The 19,724-nt window shown below is 61.0% G+C and carries 17 protein-coding genes; 7 read left to right on the top strand and 10 right to left on the bottom strand.

What is annotated here, in order from left to right; genetic code table 11:
* The first annotated feature begins 37 nt into the window (after positions 1–37).
* The 4 genes from asnB to ACYVDM_RS07270 are packed head-to-tail and all read left to right on the top strand — an operon-like array spanning position 38 to position 5,392.
* A complete protein-coding gene (gene asnB / locus ACYVDM_RS07285) occupies positions 38–1,966 on the top strand; it encodes an asparagine synthase (glutamine-hydrolyzing) (protein WP_415791825.1) in 1,929 nt (642 codons plus the stop codon).
* On the top strand, positions 1,963–3,087 hold the full coding sequence (locus ACYVDM_RS07280; RefSeq protein ID WP_415791823.1) for a glycosyltransferase family 4 protein: 1,125 nt from the start codon (positions 1,963–1,965) through the stop codon (positions 3,085–3,087). The genes asnB and ACYVDM_RS07280 overlap by 4 nt, the downstream gene beginning before the upstream one ends.
* On the top strand, positions 3,084–4,253 hold the full coding sequence (locus ACYVDM_RS07275; protein ID WP_415791821.1) for a glycosyltransferase family 4 protein: 1,170 nt from the start codon (positions 3,084–3,086) through the stop codon (positions 4,251–4,253). The genes ACYVDM_RS07280 and ACYVDM_RS07275 overlap by 4 nt, the downstream gene beginning before the upstream one ends.
* Entirely contained in the window at positions 4,250–5,392 is a 1,143-nt protein-coding gene (locus tag ACYVDM_RS07270; RefSeq protein ID WP_415791819.1) for a glycosyltransferase family 4 protein, read from the top strand. The genes ACYVDM_RS07275 and ACYVDM_RS07270 overlap by 4 nt, the downstream gene beginning before the upstream one ends.
* A gap of 37 nt (positions 5,393–5,429) precedes the next feature.
* On the opposite strand, the gene ACYVDM_RS07265 is transcribed toward ACYVDM_RS07270, so the two are convergent.
* Positions 5,430–6,827, bottom strand: a complete 1,398-nt coding sequence (locus ACYVDM_RS07265) for a phosphomannomutase/phosphoglucomutase (RefSeq protein ID WP_415791817.1) — start codon at positions 6,825–6,827, stop codon at positions 5,430–5,432.
* 182 nt (positions 6,828–7,009) lie between these two features.
* Here ACYVDM_RS07265 and ACYVDM_RS07260 point away from each other — a divergent pair, with 182 nt between their 5' ends.
* Positions 7,010–8,425: an FAD-binding oxidoreductase gene (locus tag ACYVDM_RS07260; protein ID WP_415791815.1), complete on the top strand. Its 1,416-nt coding sequence runs from the start codon at positions 7,010–7,012 to the stop codon at positions 8,423–8,425.
* A gap of 76 nt (positions 8,426–8,501) precedes the next feature.
* Here ACYVDM_RS07260 and ACYVDM_RS07255 read toward each other — a convergent pair whose 3' ends face one another.
* The 5 genes from ACYVDM_RS07255 to ACYVDM_RS07235 form a co-directional block, all read right to left on the bottom strand.
* Positions 8,502–9,785 carry a TRAP transporter large permease gene (locus ACYVDM_RS07255; RefSeq protein ID WP_415791813.1) on the bottom strand — a complete coding sequence of 428 codons (1,284 nt, stop codon included), beginning with the start codon at positions 9,783–9,785 and terminating at the stop codon, positions 8,502–8,504.
* Entirely contained in the window at positions 9,776–10,225 is a 450-nt protein-coding gene (locus ACYVDM_RS07250) for a TRAP transporter small permease (RefSeq protein ID WP_415791944.1), read from the bottom strand. The genes ACYVDM_RS07255 and ACYVDM_RS07250 overlap by 10 nt, the downstream gene beginning before the upstream one ends.
* Before the next feature lie 111 nt (positions 10,226–10,336).
* Positions 10,337–11,320, bottom strand: coding sequence for a TRAP transporter substrate-binding protein (locus ACYVDM_RS07245; RefSeq protein ID WP_415791811.1), 984 nt, complete (start codon positions 11,318–11,320; stop codon positions 10,337–10,339).
* A gap of 119 nt (positions 11,321–11,439) precedes the next feature.
* Positions 11,440–12,330 carry an SMP-30/gluconolactonase/LRE family protein gene (locus ACYVDM_RS07240; protein WP_415791809.1) on the bottom strand — a complete coding sequence of 297 codons (891 nt, stop codon included), beginning with the start codon at positions 12,328–12,330 and terminating at the stop codon, positions 11,440–11,442.
* Entirely contained in the window at positions 12,327–13,148 is an 822-nt protein-coding gene (locus ACYVDM_RS07235) for an NAD-dependent epimerase/dehydratase family protein (RefSeq protein ID WP_415791807.1), read from the bottom strand. The genes ACYVDM_RS07240 and ACYVDM_RS07235 overlap by 4 nt, the downstream gene beginning before the upstream one ends.
* Before the next feature lie 163 nt (positions 13,149–13,311).
* Here ACYVDM_RS07235 and ACYVDM_RS07230 point away from each other — a divergent pair, with 163 nt between their 5' ends.
* Entirely contained in the window at positions 13,312–14,046 is a 735-nt protein-coding gene (locus ACYVDM_RS07230) for a FadR/GntR family transcriptional regulator (RefSeq protein ID WP_415791805.1), read from the top strand.
* Positions 14,047–14,058: 12 nt separating this feature from the next.
* On the opposite strand, the gene fahA is transcribed toward ACYVDM_RS07230, so the two are convergent.
* Positions 14,059–15,375 (bottom strand): fumarylacetoacetase, encoded by a 1,317-nt coding sequence (gene fahA, locus ACYVDM_RS07225; protein ID WP_415791803.1) that lies wholly within the window; start codon positions 15,373–15,375, stop codon positions 14,059–14,061.
* Positions 15,376–15,384: 9 nt separating this feature from the next.
* Positions 15,385–16,686: a homogentisate 1,2-dioxygenase gene (gene hmgA / locus ACYVDM_RS07220; RefSeq protein ID WP_415791801.1), complete on the bottom strand. Its 1,302-nt coding sequence runs from the start codon at positions 16,684–16,686 to the stop codon at positions 15,385–15,387.
* Positions 16,687–16,848: 162 nt separating this feature from the next.
* On the opposite strand from hmgA, the gene ACYVDM_RS07215 reads away from it, so the two are divergent.
* Positions 16,849–17,757 carry a LysR family transcriptional regulator gene (locus tag ACYVDM_RS07215; RefSeq protein ID WP_415791799.1) on the top strand — a complete coding sequence of 303 codons (909 nt, stop codon included), beginning with the start codon at positions 16,849–16,851 and terminating at the stop codon, positions 17,755–17,757.
* On the opposite strand, the gene ACYVDM_RS07210 is transcribed toward ACYVDM_RS07215, so the two are convergent.
* Together ACYVDM_RS07210 and ACYVDM_RS07205 are read right to left on the bottom strand one after the other, a co-directional pair.
* Positions 17,754–17,954 (bottom strand): DUF2783 domain-containing protein, encoded by a 201-nt coding sequence (locus ACYVDM_RS07210; protein ID WP_415791797.1) that lies wholly within the window; start codon positions 17,952–17,954, stop codon positions 17,754–17,756. The two genes, ACYVDM_RS07215 and ACYVDM_RS07210, sit on opposite strands and share 4 nt — an antisense overlap.
* A 10-nt stretch (positions 17,955–17,964) precedes the next feature.
* Positions 17,965–19,659, bottom strand: coding sequence for an FAD-dependent oxidoreductase (locus ACYVDM_RS07205; protein ID WP_415791795.1), 1,695 nt, complete (start codon positions 19,657–19,659; stop codon positions 17,965–17,967).
* Positions 19,660–19,724 lie beyond the last annotated feature (65 nt).

Raw genomic sequence — 19,724 nt, 5'->3', positions numbered from 1 at the left:
CCCGGCCGCCGTCCAGACAAGCACGGAAGAAAACATCATGTGTGGAATAGTCGGAATTTGGGGCTCTTTGCAAGACAAGACGCAGGTGTTGGCCGAAAGCTGCCGGCGCATGCGGCATCGTGGCCCGGACAGCCAAGGACAATGGGAAGATCGGGCCGCCGATGTGGCACTGGCCCACGTCCGCCTAGCCATTCTGGATCTGACCGAAGCAGGACATCAGCCCATGGTGTCGGCTTGCGGTCGCTACGTCCTGGTGCTCAATGGCGAGATCTACAACCACCTGGAATTGCGCGCGAGCCTTGAGCAGGCCGGCCAAGCGCCTGATTGGCGCGGCCATTCGGATACCGAGACGGTGTTGGCCAGTTTTGCCGCGTTGGGCGTTCAAGCCACGTTACAAGCCACGGTGGGCATGTTTGCCGTGGCGCTCTGGGACCGCGAGCGTCGTACCCTGACGCTGGCGCGTGACCGCATGGGCGAAAAACCCTTGTACTACGGCTATACGGGCGCCAGCCTGGTGTTCGCGTCGGAGTTAAAAGGACTGATGCCGATTCCGGGTTTTGGCCGCGAACTGAACCGTAGCGCCCTGGCCTCATTGATGCGGCATAACTACATCCCATCGCCACAGTCGATTTATGAGGGGATCTACAAACTGCCGCCGGGCACGTGGCTCGAAATCTCCGAGGCGGATATGCGTGCGCGCCGGGTGCCGCCACATCACGCCTATTGGTCGGCGCTGCAAATGGCCGATCAGGGATTGCAGACACGGAGCAGTTTTGCATCGGATGAGCAAGCTACCGATGAACTGGAAGCCATTCTGTCGAAGGCCGTTGGCGGACAGATGTTGTCTGACGTGAGCTTGGGCGCATTTTTGTCGGGCGGAATTGATTCGTCGACGATCGTGGCGCTTATGCAGGCGCAAAGTTCGCAACCGGTGCGAACGTTCGCGATTGGTTTTCACGAGAAAAAATACAACGAGGCCGAACACGCGAAGGCCGTGGCCCAGCATCTGGGCACGGATCACACCGAGCTCTATGTCACGGCGGACGATGCGCTGGCCGTCGTACCGACACTGGCCGATATGTATGACGAACCATTTGCTGACTCGTCGCAGATTCCGACGTCGCTGGTGACTCACATGGCGCGCCAGCATGTCACGGTGGCCCTGTCGGGCGACGGCGGCGACGAGTTGTTCGGCGGGTATTCCCGTTATCTACGTGTGCGCGACTGGTGGGCAAAATGTGGACGCATCCCCGGACCCGCGCGCCATGCGTTGGGCGCGATGATGACCGCCTCCGGCGCGCTACCGGGCCGTGGCGCCTGGCGCGGCAAAGTCAGCAAGCTTGGTGAGATGCTGCGCGCTGACACGCAAGGCGAGTTCTATCGCACGTTCGTCTCGTATTGGGCAGACCCGGGCCAGATCGTCAAGGGTGGCGTTGAGCCCCCGTCGTTGTTTGAGCAGTCCATGGGGGGCTCGCTGTTCGATGTGATGATGAAGCTCGACACGGTGACCTATATGCCGGATGACATCCTGGTCAAGGTCGATCGCGCTGCCATGGCGGTCAGCCTGGAGACTCGCGTTCCTTTGCTGGATCATCGCGTGTATGAGTTCGCCTGGCGTTTGCCGTTCGAGTACAAGGTGCGCGGCAATACGGGCAAGTGGCTCTTGCGCCAGGTGCTGCATCGCCACGTCCCGCAATCTTTGGTGGACCGCCCCAAGCGTGGCTTTGCGGTGCCGTTGGCAAGCTGGTTGCGAGGGCCGTTACGGGATTGGGCCGAGTCTCTGCTGGATCCGGCTCGCCTGCGGCAAGAGGGGTGGTTTGAACCCGAGCCTATTTTGCAGAAATGGCGCGAGCACATCTCGGGTCACCGTAACTGGGACAGTCGTTTGTGGGGCGTGCTGATGACGCAAGCCTGGCTGGACCGCTATCACGCCGGCATGACTGGCGAAAAGGATTCTCGACGATGAAAGTATTGCTCCTGGTCAGTTCCATGCATGCGGGCGGCGCGGAAAGGGTGGCCGCCACTTTGGTCAACGCCTGGAGCGATCGCGGTGATGCCGTGACTCTCGTGCCCACTTATTCGTCCAAGGGCACTTGCTTTTATCCGGTTTCCGATGATGTGAGCCTGATTTGGCTGGCGGATCGGGTGGGCACGCGCAGCGGTGGGTTATGGGCCGCGTGGCAGCGGCTGCGTGAATTGCGCAAACTGATCCTGGAGCGCAAACCCGATGTGGTGGTGTCGTTCCTGACCAACGTTAACGTGGCCGCCATTCTGGCCATGCGGGGGTTGGGCAAAATCGATATTCCGCTGATTGTGTGTGAGCGTACCAATCCCGTTGCAGAGTTGACGACGGGTCGCGTCTGGCGCGCATTGCGACGTTTGCTGTATCCGCGCGCAGACATGGTGACCGTGCAGGCTGAGGATACGGTGGCGCCGTTTGCGCGTGCCGTGCCTGGTATCAAAGATATGCCGGTTGTCCCTAACCCCCTGCCTCCCGAATTGCTGGATGCCCCCTTGGTCGATACGCAGGCCAACGTGTCGCGCAAGCGCCTGCTGGCCATGGGCCGGTTGGTGCCGGCCAAACAATTCGATTTATTGATTGACGTGTTTGCGCAGCTCGCCGATGAGTTCCCGGATTGGGACCTTTGCATCTGGGGCGAGGGGCCTGACCGTGACGCGTTGCAGGCGCGTATCGCGGCCGCCGGCCTGGCGGATCGCGTGCAGTTGCCCGGACGTACGGAATCCCCGTGGGATGAATTGTCCAAGGGGCAGGCCTTTGTGCTGAGCTCTGCGGTGGAAGGCTTTCCCAATGTCTTGTTGGAGTCGATGGCGCTGGGACTGCCTTGCGTAGCGTTCGATTGCCCAAGCGGTCCGCGTGAAATGACGCGCGATGGCCAGGATGCCGTGTTGGTGCCGGCGGGAGATCGTGAGAAGTTGCGTGAGGGATTGCGCAGCCTGTTGTCCGACGCCGCCTTACGCCAAACGCTGGGTGCGCGTGCGGCCGAGTCCGTGCGCAGCCGTTACGCTTTGCCTGCCGTGTTGGCAAAATGGGATACCTTGTTCGCTCGTGTCCGAGAGACCTCATGAATTCACCCGCTGTCTTGCGCGTTACGCATGTGATCACCGGACTGGGGCAGGGCGGTGCCGAAGCCGTCTTATTTCGTCTGGCCACCTATCCCGATCAGCACGTTCACCATACGGTCGTGTCGTTGACTGACGATGGCGTCTACGGCGAGCGTTTGCGCGCGGCCGGCGTGACCGTGCATACCCTAGGCATGGCGCGCGGCCGCGTCAGTCTGAGTGATTTTTTGACGTTGCGCCGGCTGCTGATAGCGGGCAAGCCCGATGCCGTGCAGACGTGGATGTATCACGCCGACCTGATCGGTGGCCTGGCCGCGCGCCTGGCGGGGATCCGGGCGCTGGCCTGGGGAATACGCAATTCCGGCGCACACCTACAACGCAGCAGTCGCTCGGCACGCGCGGTCCTGAAGTTATGCGCGTTGCTATCCGGACGTGTTCCCGCAGCGATCGTGTGCGCGGCGCGTGATGCCGCGGTACGGCACGAGCAATACGGCTATCGTGCCGAGAGGTTGGTGGTTATTGCCAATGGCTATGATTTGTCGCGTTATCAGCCGGATGCCGAGGCGCGCCAGCGTGTGCGTCAATCGTGGCAAGTCGGGGACGACGTCCCGGTGATTGGCTGCGTGGCGCGCTGGGATCCCCTGAAAGACCACGCCAACCTGCTGGGTGCGATGGCGTCGCTGGTGCATGATGGCGGACCGCAGCGTTTTCCCGAGTTGCGCTGTGTGCTGGTGGGGCGCGGCATGTCGCCCGATAACGCCGAGCTTGCCGCATTGATTGACCGCCTAGGCTTGCGGGATCGGGTCCTGTTGGCGGGCCCCAGTGATGAAGTACCCGCCGTGATGAATGCGCTCGACATTCACGTGTTGTCCAGTTGCGCCGAAGGCTTTCCCAATGTGGTGGCCGAGGCGATGGCTTGCGGGACGCCTTGTGTGGTGACCGATGTGGGCGACGCCGCGCACATTGTGGATCAAACCGCGGTGGTGGTGCCGCCGGAGCAGCCCGAGGCGCTCGCCCAGGGGATCGCCCGCACACTAGAGAATATTGCCGTGCGCGGTCGTCAGGCGGTGGGCGATCCCGGTCGGGATCGTGTACTGGCAGAGTTTGATTTGGCGCATATGGTCGCGGCGTATGACGCCGTGTGGCGTCGCATCGCGCAGGAGTCTCGATGACTGCATCTCGTTTGTTGTTCGTAGTGAATAACCCGGCGTTTTTTTTATCGCATCGTTTGCCCTTGGCGTTGGCGGCGCAGCACGCGGGTTATGACGTACACGTCGCGACGATGGCGGGCGACAGCGTGCCGCAGATTCTGGCGCATGGATTGACGCATCACGTGATTCCCATGACGCGCAGCGGTAAGAATCCCGTGCAAGAACTGGGTACCGTCTGGGCGTTGTATCGTCTTTTTCGTACTTTGCGGCCTGCATTGGTGCATCTCGTGACCATCAAACCCGTGCTGTATGGCGGTATCGCGGCCCGCCTGGCCAGGGTGCCCGCTATGGTGTCGGCGATTTCGGGCTTGGGTTTTGTCTTTGTGGCGCGTGGCGCCAAGGCGGCGCTGGTGCGCCAAGTGGTGGCCACGTTGTATCGCTTGGCATTGGGGCATGGGAACAGCCGTGTCGTGTTTCAGAACGCCAGCGATCGCGAATCGTTGCGCAAACTGGGCGCGCTACGTGACGAGCAGGTCGTGATGATTCGAGGCTCGGGCGTGAATCTGTCGGCCTATGCCGCGGTCGCCGAGCCACCGCCACCCGTGGTGGCGCTGATGGTCGCGCGTTTGCTGCGCGACAAGGGCGTGCTGGAGTTTGTCGAGGCGGCCAGGACGTTGCAACGCCAAGGGGCGGGGGTACGGATGTTGTTGGCAGGCGGGATTGATCCGGGTAATCCGGCATCTGTGTCGCAAGCCGATGTTGATGCGTGGCAGCAAGAGGGCATTATCGAAGCCCTCGGAGAGCGTCGCGACATCGCGGATTTGTATGCGGCCGCGCATATCGCCGTCTTGCCTTCGTACCGGGAGGGGTTGCCACGCTCGTTGATCGAAGCGGCCGCTTGCGCCCGCGCGGTCGTCACCACAGATGTGCCCGGTTGCCGCGATGCGATCGAGCCGGATCGGACGGGTTTGCTCGTGCCACCGCAGGACGCCCAGGCGCTGGCGCAGGCCATTGGCCGCTTGGCCAATGACACGGCATTACGGCAGGAAATGGGCCGTGCCGGGCGTGCCCTTGCCGAACGCGAATTCGATATCGAAGATGTGTGTCGTCAACATCTGGAGATATATCGGTCGTTGTTAAAATGCCCGTCCTCGGTATGACCGCGAACGGGCTTGATCGGATCGAGGTGTCTCGAGCCTAGAACGGCAGCGTTGCGCCGGGAGCGAGTTTCAGCAGTTGCTCGCGGAAGGCGTCCTGAATGCGCGTCAGGGCCTCGGGCGTATCTGCCTCAAAGCGCAGCACCACGACGGGCGTCGTGTTCGATGCGCGGGCCAGACCAAAGCCATCGGCGTACTCGGCACGAACGCCGTCGATCGTTACGACACGCAGCGCACCGTCGAAATTGCCTTTTTCCTGCAAGGCCTTGACCAGCACAAAGGGCTCGCCTTCCGCCATTTCGAGCTTGAGCTCGGGCGTGGACAGCGCTTGCGGCAAGTCTTCGAGCAATTGCGAGGGGTCGGCCTCGCGCGAGATGATCTCGAGCAGGCGAGCGCCCGTGTATAGCCCATCATCGAAACCGTACCAGCGCTCCTTGAAGAAAATATGGCCGCTCATTTCGCCGGCCAGTGGGGCGCCCGTTTCAGCGAGCTTTGCCTTGACGAGAGAGTGGCCGGTCTGCCACATCAGCGGTTGTCCGCCGGCCTCTTGGACGGCCAGGCCCACATGACGGCTGCATTTCACGTCATAAATAATGGTGCCGCCGGGGCAGCGCGTCAACACATCGCGCGCAAACAGAATGAGTTGGCGATCGGGCCAGATGATTTGCCCATTCTTGGTGACCACGCCCAGGCGGTCGCCATCGCCGTCAAATGCCAGGCCAATCTCGCAATCCGTACGGGCCAGGTGATCGATCAGGTCTTGCAGGTTATGCGGGTCAGCGGGATCGGGGTGATGGTTCGGGAATGTGCCATCGACCTCGCAGTACAGTTCGGTGACGTCGCAACCCAATGCGCGGAACAATTGCGGCGCCACGGCGCCGGCAACACCATTGCCGCAGTCAATGGCGATCTTGAGTGGCCGTGCCAGTTTGACGTCGCCCACGATGCGTTGGACGTATTCGTCAATCAGGTCGAGCTCGCGACGCGTGCCGCGCTGGGTGACCGGCGGGGCATCGGCCGTCGCGGCATTCATGGCATCGCGCAGCGCCAGCACATCCGGGCCATAGAGCGCCCGGCCACCCATCATCATTTTGAAACCGTTGTATTGCGGCGGATTGTGGCTGCCGGTGATGGCAATGCCGGAGCCCGTTTCTTGGGTATATGCCGCGTAGTACACGAGCGGGGTAGGCACTTGGCCGATGTCGAGGGTGTCGATGCCACCATCAAGAATGCCGTCCTGCAGGGCTTGTGAGAGCTCTTCGCTGCTGAGGCGGCCATCGCGGCCCACGACCAGCGTCGAAACGCCGTGTGCGTGCGCTTGTGCTGCGAGAGCGCCACCCAATGCACGCGCGAAGTCGGCATTGAGATTATCGGGGACAGTGCCGCGGATGTCGTAGGCCTTGAAAACAGAGTCAGGGTACTGGCGGGTGGATTTCAAGCGTGCTCCTGGTTGCAAGATCGGATGGTGCTACGCCGCGGGGGGCGAATGTGAGGGGTATTATCCTCGATTCGTTTGTCATGTGGGCGCGCGCGCAGCAGGCACGTCTTACAATAAATAACTCACATTTTTAATGTCGCCTGGAGTTTGGCTTGCCAGGTGCTTCGATCACGGTCGTGTCCATGAGCTTACTGAACGCACTGCAATCCGCCCTGGGGACTGCCCACGTATTGACCGGTGCTGACGCCGAAACCTATGTGCAGGATTGGCGTCGCCGCTATCGGGGAGCCGCCCTGGCGGTGATTCGCCCAGGTTCGACCGACGAGGTCGCGCAAGCAGTACGTTTGTGTGCGCAGCACGGTACGCCGGTCGTGCCGCAGGGCGGTAATACGGGTCTATGTGGCGGCGCGACGCCCGACGACACGGGCCTGGCCGTGGTGTTGTCGACCGCGAGGCTGAATCAGATTCGAGCCATCGATACCGACAATGACACCATCACGGTGGAGGCGGGCTGTATCTTGCAGGCAGTCCAACAGGCCGCCACCGACGCGGGGCGTTTGTTCCCGCTCAGCTTGGCGGCCGAGGGCAGTTGCACCATCGGCGGCAACCTGGCGACCAACGCGGGCGGCACGCAGGTACTGCGTTATGGCAATGCCCGCGAACTGGCGCTGGGACTCGAGGTCGTGACGGCCGAGGGCGAGGTCTGGAATGGTCTGCGGGGGCTGCGCAAAGACAACACTGGTTACGATTTACGTGATTTGTATATCGGCAGCGAAGGCACGCTGGGCATTATCACGGCCGCCACCCTCAAACTTTATCCCTGCCCGGTGGCGTCCTGCACGGCTTTGTTGGCACTGGACTCGATTGATGCCGCCGTCGAGCTGCTGTCGCGCGCGCGCCTGGGTTTCGGGGCTGCGCTGACGGGTTTCGAACTGATGGCGGGCGATTGTTTGCAGACCGTGGTGAGTCTGTTTCCGCAACAACGTTTACCTTTTGAGGGCGCGTCGACACAATCGCCCTGGTTTGCATTACTCGAGCTCTCCGATAGCGAAAGCGAGATCCACGCCCGCGAGCGTTTCGAATCGGTGCTGGGCGAGGCCATCGAGGCCGGCCTGGTCACGGATGCGGCGATTGCCTCCAGCGTGGCGCAGAGCCGTGCCCTGTGGCATTTGCGGGAAAGCATCCCGCTGGCCGAGGCCGAGCAAGGCAAAGGGGTCAAGCACGACGTGTCGATCCCGATTTCATCCATTGCCGAGTTTGTGCACAAGACAAACGCGTTGCTGCAAGCGCGCTTTCCCAAGGTGCGCAACGTGGTCTTTGGCCATCTGGGCGATGGCAATCTGCATTACAACGTGGCGCGTGCGCCGGGCCAGACCGAGGCCGATTTGCTGGTCCTGCAGCAAGACATCTATGACATCGTGCATCGTAGCGTGATCGACCACAACGGTTCGATCAGCGCCGAGCATGGCATTGGCCAGCTCAAGCGCGACGAGCTGCCGCACTACAAGAGCGATCTGGAACTGGGCCTGATGAAGCGCATCAAGCGGGCGCTGGATCCGCAGGGATTGATGAACCCGGGCAAGGTCCTGCAGGCCTGACAAAGCCCGGCCTCACCATTGCTGCGCCTGGCAATCTCTTGCGGCGGATGTCCGCCGCAAGAGATCTGTTGCCTATTTATTTGAGCAGTAGCTCCGGCAGCCATAAGGAGAACGTCGGCACGTAGGTGACCAGTCCCAGTGCCGCAATCAGTGCGCCGTAGAACGGCCAGATGGTCCGCATGACGGTACCGACGGATACTTTGCCGATTGCGCATCCGACGAATTGCACAGTACCCACAGGTGGGGTATTTAAGCCCAGCGCGCAATTGATCAGGATAACGACGCCAAATTGCACGGGACTCATGCCGTACTGCATGCAGATCGGTAGAAAGATCGGTGTGCAGATGAGAATGGTCGCCGCCATATCCAGAAAAGTGCCCAGCAAAAATAGCGCGATATTCACCATCAAAAAGATCGCCCAGGGTTCGTTCGAAATGGCCGACATGAGTTCGCCTGTCTTTTCCGCGACGCTGTAAAACCCGATCAGATAGCCAAAGGTGGCCGAGATGCCAATCAGCAGCAGCACGATACCCGTGGTTTTGACGGCTTTGGCGGCGGCGCGGATGAACTGGTCCCAATTCAACGAGCGGTACACCAACGCCGTTAACGCCAGTGAGTACAGGACGGCAATCGCTGCGGATTCGGTGGCTGTGAATACGCCGCTCAGAATCCCCGCGATAATCAGCACGATCACAAACAGGCCCGGTGTCGCTGCGACCAGTGAGCGCAACACGATCGCCCATCCTGGAAATGTGCCAGCGGGATAACCGCGTTTGCGAGCCACGAGATAGGCCGCCGCCAGATTGCACAGTGTCAGAATAACGGCCGGGACGACGCAGGCGGCGATCAGTGCGGCGATCGAGACTTTGCCGCCGGTGGCCAGCGTATAGATGATGATGTTGTGACTGGTCGGCATCAGGGCGCCCACCAACGCCGCATGGGTGGTGACGTTCACCGCGTAATCGGCGTGATATCCCTCGCGCTTCATCATAGGGATCATCACGGAGCCCATCGCCGAGACATCTGCGACCGGCGATCCCGATACGCCACCAAACAGCGTGCAAGCTAACACGTTCGACATGCCGAGCCCGCCGCGGACATGACCCACCGTCGACTTCGCGAAGGTCACGATGCGGTCGGCAATGCCGCCGTACAGCATCAATTCACCGGTAAAGATAAAGAACGGAATGGCCAGAAACGAAAAGGCGTTCATGCCCGAGGTCATCTGCTGAAACGCCACCGCGATAGGCAGATCTTCGTACACGATGGCCGATATCGAGGCCAGGCCGATCGCAAAAGCGACGGGCACCCCGATCACCAGAAAGCCCATGAACGTCAGAGATAGGAGTGTTAGTGCCATGCTGGAACGACCTCCTGATTGCGCAACAGGGCAATGATGTGCTCTATCGAAAATAGGACGATCAACGCGCCAGATAACGTGGCGGGGATATATTTCCAGCCTTCGGACAAGCCTAGATTGGGAATCTTGTAGCTATGCACCGATTCGGCCAACTGGCCGCAATACCACGCCATCAATGCGCCAAACAGCAATACCAGCAGGTGCACCACTATCTGCAGGCGGCGCTTGCCTGTTTCGGGCAACAGGTCGGCGAGGGACTCGAAACCGATATGACTCGCGTCGCGTACGGCAACGGCGGCCCCTAGCATCGTCACGTACAACACAAGCAGTAACGATAGACTTTCGGCCCAGGTCGGGGTGTTGTTCAGGACGTGACGGCCAAATACTTGGAACGATACAGCGGCGACCAGGCATATCACCCCGATCACACTTAGCACCATGCAGAGTCGAGCGATGGCCGCGCACAACTGTGCGTAGCCATTGAAGACCCGTGCGAGTGTGCTGCCGCTGCCTTCCGTAGATGAAAGCGCTTGGGCAGACATGACTCTTCCTTATTTAACTGCCTGGATGCGAGACACCAGGTCTTTCATTTCCGGTGTAGTGACATACCGTTCGTATACCGGCGCCATGGCGGCCTGGAACGAGGCCTTATCGGGTTCGATGATCTCCGAGCCCGCTTTGACGACGACCGCGCGTGAAGTGTTTTCACGTTCGCTCCAGAGTTTGCGCATGTAGGGCACGGATTCCAGGGCGGCCTTGCGGATGATGTCGCGATCCGCATCAGAGAGCTTGTCCCATTGGCGTTTCGAGAACAACAACATCTCCGGTGTCATGGTGTGCTCGGTCAACGAGTAATACTTCGCGACCTCGTAGTGATGCGCGCTCTCATAGCTGGGATAGTTGTTTTCTGCGGCATCGACGAGCCCGGTCTTCAGTGCGGTGTAGACCTCGCCCATGGGCATGGGTGTGGCGTTGCCACCCAGCGCTTCGATCATGGCGACCGACAAGTCTGACTGTTGCACGCGGATCTTCATCCCGCGCACGTCGTCCTTGGTCTTGATGGGTTTTTCGCCCGAATACATCGAGCGTGCCCCACTGTCATACCAGGCCAGGCCCACAAAGCCGGCGTCTTCGCAAGACTTCAGGATTTCGTCGCCGATATCGCTGTCGAGCACTTTGTGTAGATGATCCTTCGAACGGAACAAAAAGGGCAACGACGGAACACGGGTGGTTTGGCAGATATTGTGCATGGCCGCGCTGCTCACGCGTGTCATGGCCAACGCGCCCAGCTTGACCTGTTCGATCGAGTCGCCTTCGCTGCCCAGCGCGCCGCCCGAATAAATTTTGACTTCGATACGCCCGTCAGTGCGTTTCTTGATCAACTCCCCCATATAGCGCACAGCCTGTACGGTGGGATAGTCGTTGGGATGGATATCGGCCGAACGCAGCGTTTCGGCTTGGGTGATTGCGCCTGCCGACAGGGTCAGGGCACTGAGCGCGGCCACGGTGGCGCGCTTGAGGGTAAAGCACAGCATTGTCTACCTCCGGATTGGGAGTACGTTGTCGACTCGACTCTTGTGGAAATCGCTGCGGGCACTGCGTTGGTGCCAGTGTGGGCCTGGGTGGCGGCCCGTTTATTGGGGCATCTCGGGGGCTAGCCGATGTGAGCAGATTCCTCCAGGCCGCAGGGGCCGGGTATGAAGGCGAATAACGCACCATCCAGCGCGTCTTTTGCGGCGTGGGGAGGGCGAATGCTAGTAATAAACAAGGTGTCTAGGCGGGCACCACCAAACGCGCACATCGCGGGCTTGGCAACCGGCAGGGCCAGGCTGCGATCCAGCCGGCCATCAGGGGTGTAGCGATACAGCATGCCGGCATCGTTACCGCATATCCAGTAGCCGCCGTCCTGATCCACCGCCGCGCCGTCCGGACGGCCCGCAGGCAGTCGTTCGATGAATACGCGGCCGTGATGCGGCACGCCGACATCCCTGTCGTAATCAAATACCCAGACCCTCTGGCGATCAGGATGCGAGTCCGATAGATACATTTTGCCGCCATCGGGGCTGAACGCCATGCCATTGGGCACGATGAAGGGGGCCGCGAGCGGGATGGTCAGCTTGCGATCCGCATAGCGATACAAGCGACCGGCGTCGCTGGCCAGTGACATGTCCTGAACCATTGTGCCGGCCCAAAATCGCCCTTGCCGGTCGCACCGACCGTCATTAAAGCGCATGTTGGGCGCGGCATGGTCGACCGTAGTCAATGGGGTGGCCTGGGGCTTGGGCTGATCCGGCGTCAGCGCGGGCAACGCGTACAGGCCGGTTTCCATGGCGGCCAGCCACCCCGTTGCAGACATCGCAATACAGCCTGCCATTTCGGGCATTTGCCACTGGCAGATCTGGCCATCGGCCGGGGTATAGCGCCACAGTCGGCGTGCCGGGATGTCGGTCCCGTACAGCGCTTGGTCACCGGGATGCCAGACCGGACTTTCTCCGACCGTGCACAGGAGGTCTCCCAGCCGCTCGATGCATGGCTGTTCAGTCATGCGTTGAACGGCCCGGCTTTGACAAAGGCGCCGCCCTGGTATTGCGTCGCAGGGTCGTTGGGGTCGGGCGTGGGTTGGGCTTCGACTTCGGCGCGAAACGGCTCGGACGAGTCTTTGGGGGCGAAGCCCAAATGCTGGGCGAGATGGTTGTCCCACCAGCGATCGCGATTGGCGGAGGCGCCATAGACAATCGTATGGCCTACGTCAGGCGTGAAGAGCGAACGTACGACGAGTTGCAGCAGGTCGTCGTAACTCATCCAGGTCGCCAGCATGCGTCGATCGCGTGCTTTTGGAAAGGACGAACCGATGCGCAGGCACACTGTTTCAATGCCATAACGGTCGAAATAAAAGCGCGATAGATTCTCGCCAAACGCCTTGCTGATGCCGTAGTAGCCATCGGGGCGCGGTGGCGTGGCCGCGTCGAGCACCTCGTCTTGCCGGTAAAAGCCGGTGACATGGTTCGAGCTGGCGAAAACGATGCGCCGTACGCCATTCAGGCGCGCCGCCTCATACAGGTTATAGGTGCCTTGGATATTGGCGGGCAGGATTTCCTCAAATGGGCGCTCGACCGACACGCCGCCCAGATGGACGATGGCGTCCGTGTCATGGACCAGCGCGATGACGGCTTGCAGGTCGGACAGATCACAAGGGACGACTTCCTCGCCCTCTGCCGCCGGCGAGAGCGGGGCGATATCCGACAGACGCCTTACCTCGGCGTAGGGGCGTAGTCGTTCTCGCAGAACGCCGCCCAGGCCTCCCGCGGCGCCCGTAATCAGCAGACGGTGGCAATGTTGGGCGGGCGGAGGGGAAGAGGTCATGCGGGCATTCCGGCTGGGGGTGGCAGAAGCAAGGGCGTAGGCTGACTGATGCGTGAGCGGGACAGTGTTGCGTGTCGAACATGTACGTTGTCGTACAACTTAGGGCAGTATAATGAGGCCAGAATTTTCACGTCAAGTGCACTTTTATCCGGGGTATCCCTTGATGACCCACTTCGCAGACTTGCAGGCTTCTGCTCCGCGTCGGCCTCGCAACCTGGCGCAGGGCCTGGTTGAAGACGTGTCCGATCGGATCCGGGGCGGGCATATCCTGCCCGGTGAAAAACTGCCGACTGAATCCGAGTTAATGCGGCAATTCGGCGTGAGTCGTACCGTGGTGCGCGAGGCTTTGTCCCGATTGCAGGCGGCAGGCTTGGTTGAGACCCATCACGGGATTGGCACCTATGCACTCAAGCCGAGCGATAGTGCGGATTTTCGTGTCGATCCGGCAGACTTGGCCACCGTGCGCGATGTGTTGGTGCTGCTCGAGTTACGTATCTGTCTCGAAAGCGAGGCGGCGGGCCTGGCCGCGCAGCGCCGGACTGACGTGCAGTTGGCCCAGATGCGCCAGGCGCTTGACGAGTTTTGCCACAGCCTGGCGACCGAGGGCGATACGATCACGCCGGACTTTCGCTTTCATCTGCTGATCGCACAGGCCACGGACAATCGTTATTTTGCCGATCTGATGTCGCATCTGGGGTCGGCCATTATTCCCCGCACGCGCATTAATTCGGCCCGTATTGCCGACGAAGACCGTCAGCAGTACCTCGCGCGGGTCAATCGCGAGCACGAAGACATCTATGATGCCCTTGCGCGCCAGGCGCCCGACGATGCTCGCGCGGCCATGCGAACTCACCTGAGCAACAGCCGCGAGCGATTGCGGCGTGCTCGGGCGCGTTAGTGATCAGGCCCCTTAGCGGGCGGGCATCACCGTGCCGACGGACTCCCCGAATCCGATCCGGGGATAACCGGCTTTTTGGCACTCGGCGCGAATGATGATCTGATCGCCATCCTCCAGGAACGTGCGCTGTTCCCCCCAGGGCAGGGCGATCGGCGCCTTGCCGCCATTGGATAATTCCAGCAATGAGCCCGCTTCGCTGGGTTGCGGACCTGATAGCGTACCGCTGCCCAGCAGATCGCCAGGTTGCAGATTGCAGCCGTTGACCGTGTGATGTGCGATCATCTGTGCCACCGTCCAGTAGCCCGCCTCACTGAAATTACTGGCCGACAAATGGGCGGGTGCATGTCGAGCGGCGCGCGATGCTTGCGTGGTTATCAGCACTTCCATTCGCACGTCGTAGGCCCCGCGGGCCCGATTGGTATCCGACGACAGATAGGGCAGTGGCTGGGGTTCGCCAGCGCCTCGGGTAAAGGCCGTCCGGAAGGGTTCCAGCGCCTCGAGCGTGACGATCCAGGGCGAGATCGTTGACGCAAAATTCTTGGCCAAAAATGGTCCCAGCGGTTGGTATTCCCACGCCTGGATATCGCGTGCCGACCAGTCATTCAGGATGCACAGGCCAAATACGTGTTCATCGGCCTGATCCAGTGCAATGCGATCGCCTTGCGCATTGCCGGTGCCTACAAAGATGCCCAATTCCAACTCATAGTCCAGTCGCTGGCAGGGGCCGAATTGGGGCGCCTCGCCTTCGGCCGTGGGACGCGTCTGTCCGACCGGGCGCGGAAATGCCTGATTGACGCCCAGGCTGGAGGCGCGGCCGTGGTAGCCGATCGGCACCCATTTATAGTTGGGCAGCAGCGGATTGTCGGGGCGAAACTGCTTGCCGATCGTGGTCGCATGGTGCAACGAAATATAGAAATCGGTGTAGTCGCCGATGCGCGCAGGCGTGGTGTACTCGGCGTCTGCCTGAGCCGACAGCAGCGGCTCGATTTGCGCTTGCAGGGGGGAACCGGTGCGCAGCGCGCGTGATAGGGCCAGGCGTAGCGCGCGCCAGTGATCGCGGCCCAGCGCCATCAGTGCGTTCAGGCTATCGCCGGTGCAGGTGTTCAGCGCCTGGGCAGCCAGGCCCTCAAAAACGTTCAGTTTGGCGAGGGCGGCCAGATCGACGATGCGATCGCCAATGGCGACGCCGGGACGAAAGGCACCTTGTGTGCCTTGTTTGCGAAACACGGCAAATGGCAGGTTTTGTATCGGAAAACCGGTGCTGTCGTCATTAGCGGTCGTGACCCAACTGGTCAGAGCGGTGTCGTGGGTTTCGTTCAAAGTTGTCATGGCGATAGATCAGTTAGGCGTGGTGGGGTTGAAGTGCTTCTTCAGGCCCTGCCAGCATCGGTAATAGTCGTCTTGCCGCGCGGCGCTAGCCAGTGCTTGTTCTGTGGGGCGAATAACGCGGCGCGTCTCGAACATGAATGCCATCGTATCGCGGATGTAGTGGGCTTGTGTCGTGTCCGCGGCACTGGCTTTTTCAAAGGTGTCCGCATCGGGACCGTGGCCGCTCATGCAGTTGTGCAGGCTGGCACCGCCTGGGGAAAATCCATCCGCTTTGGCATCATAGACGCCGTGAATCAGCCCCATGAATTCGCTGGCCACGTTACGGTGAAACCAGGGAGGGCGGAACGTGTCTTCCATGACCAGTACGCGCGGCGGGAAAATAGCGAAATCGATGTTGGCCGTGCCCGGCGTGTCGGACGGCGCTGTCAGCACGGTGAAGATCGACGGGTCGGGATGATCGAAGCCGATCGAGCCCACCGCATTAAAGTGACGTAGATCATATTTGTAAGGGGCGTGTGTACCATGCCAGGCCACCACATCCAGCGGCGAATGATCAATGGTCGCACGCCAGAACCCGCCGGTGAATTTGGCGATCAGTTCAAAGTCACCGTCGACATCTTCGTACCAGGCTGTCGGTGTCTGGAAATCGCGCGCGTTGGCCAGGCAGTTCGAGCCGATCGGTCCGAGCTCCGGCAGTCGCAGCGCGGCGCCGAAGTTCTCCAGCATATAGCCCCGAGCGTGACCGTCGGGGAGTTCGACGCGTAGCCGGACGCCGCGCGGAATGACGGCGATTTCCTGGGGCTCGAGGTCGATCATGCCCAGTTCGGTGACCAGGCGCAGTCGTCCCTGTTGCGGCACGATCAATAGCTCGCCATCGGCGTTATAGAAGACACGATCCTGCATGGATCGATTGGCCACGTAGAGGTGGATGCCGACGCCGCTTTGCTCGCCTGGGCTGCCATTGCCGCCCCAGGTTTGCACGCCTGCGATGAAGTCTGTGGGGGCATCGGGGACCGGCAGTGGGCTCCAGCGCAATTGATTCGGGGTAACCGGGCCGGTGCCGAATTCGCTCAGCCAACGCGGCGCACCCGTAAAAAGCTCGAACGGCAAGTGCTGTGCGCTGGGGCGGATGCGATACAACCACGATCGACGATTCTCCGAGCGCGGCGCCGTAAAGGCTGTGCCGGACAACTGCTCGGTGTACAGGCCATAAGGGCAGCGTTGGGGCGAATTGCGGCCGACAGGTAGCGCGCCGGGCAGCGCTTCAGTTGCCCAATCGTTGCCAAAGCCAGATTGGTATTGCAAGGACATGATATGAGTCTCCTGGCGCACGTATTCGGTAGCCTTGTCTAGCGGCCGGGCGGCGCCGTGATGATGTGCATATTGTCGAGAAAAAATCGTGGTGTGGCTATGGGAATATAAAAATATCGACTATAAATTCTATGAATATAGGTAACACCTCAAGGACAAGGCATGGCGGAGCTACGCAATATCGACCTGAATCTGCTGGTTATTTTTCAGCATTTGCTTGAGGACCGTAATATTTCGGCTGTTGCCCGGCGCTTGAATTTGTCGCAGCCCGCGGTGAGCAATGCCTTGCGGCGTTTGCGGTCGGTGTTGGGCGATGAGTTGTTCGTGCGGACCACGCACGGCATGCAGCCGACCCCTCACGCGGAGCGACTCGGCGGACCCGTGGGCGAGGCGCTGGCGCTCCTGTCGCATACGCTGGATGCGAGGCACGACTTTCGCGCAGAGGAGAGCCCGCGACGGTTTCGTATTGCCATGTCGGATGTGGGCGAAATTTACTTTATGCCCCGACTGATCGAGCACTGCGCTCGTCACGCACCGGGCGTACGGATGGATTCATTGCATTTGTCCGGCGCGGATCTGCGCCGCGAGATGGACGCGGGCAGAATTGATCTGGCCATCGGCGCATTCGAGGGACTGGGTAGCGGCGTCATGCAGCGCATGTTGTTTCGTCAGGGTTATGCCACGCTTTTTCGCCGGGGGCATCCCACGGCGCACGAAGGCATGAGCCTGAAGGCGTTTCGCGCCGAACGGCATTTAGTCGTGTCTCACGCTGCCCCCCACGGGCAGGTCAATCAGTCACTGGAAAAAGCCGGCGTCGCCCTCGATGCGCATTTCAGTGTGCCGCATTTTTCCGCTGTGCCTCATATCGTGAGTGCGACCGACCTGTTGGCTACCGTGCCACAAAAACTCGCCGATAGTGTCGCCGCGCACTTTGAACTGGGGCTTTTGGCGCCGCCATTGCGCGTGCCGGCATTGCAGACGAATCTTTACTGGCACCGGCGTTTTCATCGCGACAGCGGCAATCAATGGCTGCGGGCGATCACGGTCGATATCTTCGCCGATGCGCCTTAATCCGGCACCACAGAACGCCGCGCCAAGAGTAATGCTTCCCGAATAATGTCCATATCGCCGAGATGATTGGCCAGGAGCAAGATCAAGGCCGCGTTCAGTTCGGCGCTTTGTTCGTCGGTCAAGCCGCTGTGGATGTCGATCAACGTTTCGTAAAAGGCGTCGGGAGCAGGCAGGTTGGGTTCGGTGATCAAAGGCATGGCAAGGACCTCAAATGGCGCCGAGCGCGCGTTGTAACGCGTGGGTCATGACGCTGGCGTCGAAATGACGGCGACGCGCGGCGACGTGCTGGTCGGGGCGCAGGAGATAGCAGGTGCCGGGGCGAGCGTCGTAGCGTTGTGCCAGGCAGGTGTTGGTGTCTTGCACGACCGCAAAGGAAGGGGGAGCATGCAAGGGCTCGGCGCCCAGATTGACGAGCACAATGCGTACAGGCGTGGTGTGCGGCGTCTGTGCCTCCCATGCCGCCAGGGACGCACTGTCGAGCGAACGTGCATCGCAAAACACTGCCAGCACAAAGTCGCCGTCCAGGTAAGAAAGCCACCACGCGTCGTGACCCGCCGCATCGCGCACCGGTGCGTCCAGGGCGACCGCGCCGGGCACCATGCGGCCCGTAAATGCATCATCTTGCGTCGTGGTGTCGTCTGGCGTATTGAGGGGGGAATCGAGGTACGTACTGGGCAGCGACAAGCGTCCGCTGTTGACAAGTCCGCGCGCAAAGGAATGCGTACGTGCCAGGTTAAGTACGGCATTGCGAAAGTGACGGCTGGCCTCGCTTTTCGGGGTAATGAAATCCGTGGATCGCGTGGAATTCAACAGATTTTCGTCGGCCGCCTGTTCGCGTTCGGCGGGATAGGTATCGAGCAACGTTTCGGGTGCCGTGCCTGCCAGGACGGCCTGCAATTTCCACGCCAGATTTTCCGCATCCTGTACGCCGCTGTTGGCACCGCGCGCGCCAAAGGGCGAGACGCGGTGTGCGGCGTCACCCGCGAACAGAATCCGTTGATGGCGAAACGACTCCATGCGTTCACAGGCAAAGGTGTACACGCTGGCCCATTGCAATTCGAATGACGCGTTGGGCCCTAGCAGCGCGCGGATACGTGGCAGCACGTTGGCAGGCTTGATCGCTTCGGCGGGATCGGCGTTCCAGCCCAGTTGAAAATCGATTCGCCAGACGTTGTCGGGCTGCATGTGCAGCAGCACCGATTGATTGGGATGAAAGGGCGGATCAAACCAGAACCATCGCTCCGCGGGAAAGTCCGCCGCCATCTTGACGTCCGCGATCAGGAACCGGTCTTTGAAGACGCGGCCATGGCTTTCCTGACCGACCAGTTTGCGAGTAGGCGAGCGTGCGCCGTCGCAGGCGATCAGCCATTCGCCCCGCAATGGGTACGGCCCGTCAGGGGTGTCGACGATCACCTCGACATGGCCGGCATGTTGCGTGACCTCGATGACTTTGCTTTTCCAGCGCAGATCAATTAGCGGGTGTGCGTCGGCGGCTTCGTAGAGAAAGCCTTCGACGTAGTATTGCTGCAGATTGACGAAAGCCGGGCGTCGATGGCCGGGCTCGGGCAGCAGGTCAAAGCGCCAGACTTCTTCGTCGCGGAAAAAAACCCGGCCCACATTCCACGACACGCCCTTGCTTGTCATGCGTTCGCCTATGCCCAGGCGATCCCAGATTTCCAGCGTGCGTTTGGCAAAGCAGATGGCCCGGGACCCCGTGGACAATTTGCAGTCGTCGTCCAGTACAACGACGGGCACGCCGCGGTGCGCGAGATCGAGCGCCGTGGTGAGTCCCACCGGTCCGGCACCCACGATGATGACGCGGTGCGAAGCCGGGCGGGGGGATACTTGATCCGGGTGTGGTTGATAGGCGAACTCCAGCGCCTGGTAATCCATGTCGGTCACGCCGTGTCTCCTGGCGACGAGCTGCAAGCTCGTCACGACCCGTCGCCGTCTCCTCTAGGGGATCG

The sequence above is a fragment of the Bordetella tumulicola genome, assembly GCF_054779135.1.
Note: the sequence above shows the minus strand (reverse complement) of the source record. Positions and strands in the feature narration are given on the sequence as shown.

Coding starts and splice junctions, on each gene's coding strand:
- asnB (WP_415791825.1), top strand. CDS start 38: ATGTGTGGAATAGTCGGAATTTGGGGCTCTTTGCAAGACAAGACGCAG.
- ACYVDM_RS07280 (WP_415791823.1), top strand. CDS start 1,963: ATGAAAGTATTGCTCCTGGTCAGTTCCATGCATGCGGGCGGCGCGGAA.
- ACYVDM_RS07275 (WP_415791821.1), top strand. CDS start 3,084: ATGAATTCACCCGCTGTCTTGCGCGTTACGCATGTGATCACCGGACTG.
- ACYVDM_RS07270 (WP_415791819.1), top strand. CDS start 4,250: ATGACTGCATCTCGTTTGTTGTTCGTAGTGAATAACCCGGCGTTTTTT.
- ACYVDM_RS07260 (WP_415791815.1), top strand. CDS start 7,010: ATGAGCTTACTGAACGCACTGCAATCCGCCCTGGGGACTGCCCACGTA.
- ACYVDM_RS07255 (WP_415791813.1), bottom strand. CDS start 9,785: ATGGCACTAACACTCCTATCTCTGACGTTCATGGGCTTTCTGGTGATC.
- ACYVDM_RS07250 (WP_415791944.1), bottom strand. CDS start 10,225: ATGGTGCTAAGTGTGATCGGGGTGATATGCCTGGTCGCCGCTGTATCG.
- ACYVDM_RS07245 (WP_415791811.1), bottom strand. CDS start 11,320: ATGCTGTGCTTTACCCTCAAGCGCGCCACCGTGGCCGCGCTCAGTGCC.
- ACYVDM_RS07240 (WP_415791809.1), bottom strand. CDS start 12,330: ATGACTGAACAGCCATGCATCGAGCGGCTGGGAGACCTCCTGTGCACG.
- ACYVDM_RS07235 (WP_415791807.1), bottom strand. CDS start 13,148: ATGACCTCTTCCCCTCCGCCCGCCCAACATTGCCACCGTCTGCTGATT.
- ACYVDM_RS07230 (WP_415791805.1), top strand. CDS start 13,312: ATGACCCACTTCGCAGACTTGCAGGCTTCTGCTCCGCGTCGGCCTCGC.
- fahA (WP_415791803.1), bottom strand. CDS start 15,375: ATGACAACTTTGAACGAAACCCACGACACCGCTCTGACCAGTTGGGTC.
- hmgA (WP_415791801.1), bottom strand. CDS start 16,686: ATGTCCTTGCAATACCAATCTGGCTTTGGCAACGATTGGGCAACTGAA.
- ACYVDM_RS07215 (WP_415791799.1), top strand. CDS start 16,849: ATGGCGGAGCTACGCAATATCGACCTGAATCTGCTGGTTATTTTTCAG.
- ACYVDM_RS07210 (WP_415791797.1), bottom strand. CDS start 17,954: ATGCCTTTGATCACCGAACCCAACCTGCCTGCTCCCGACGCCTTTTAC.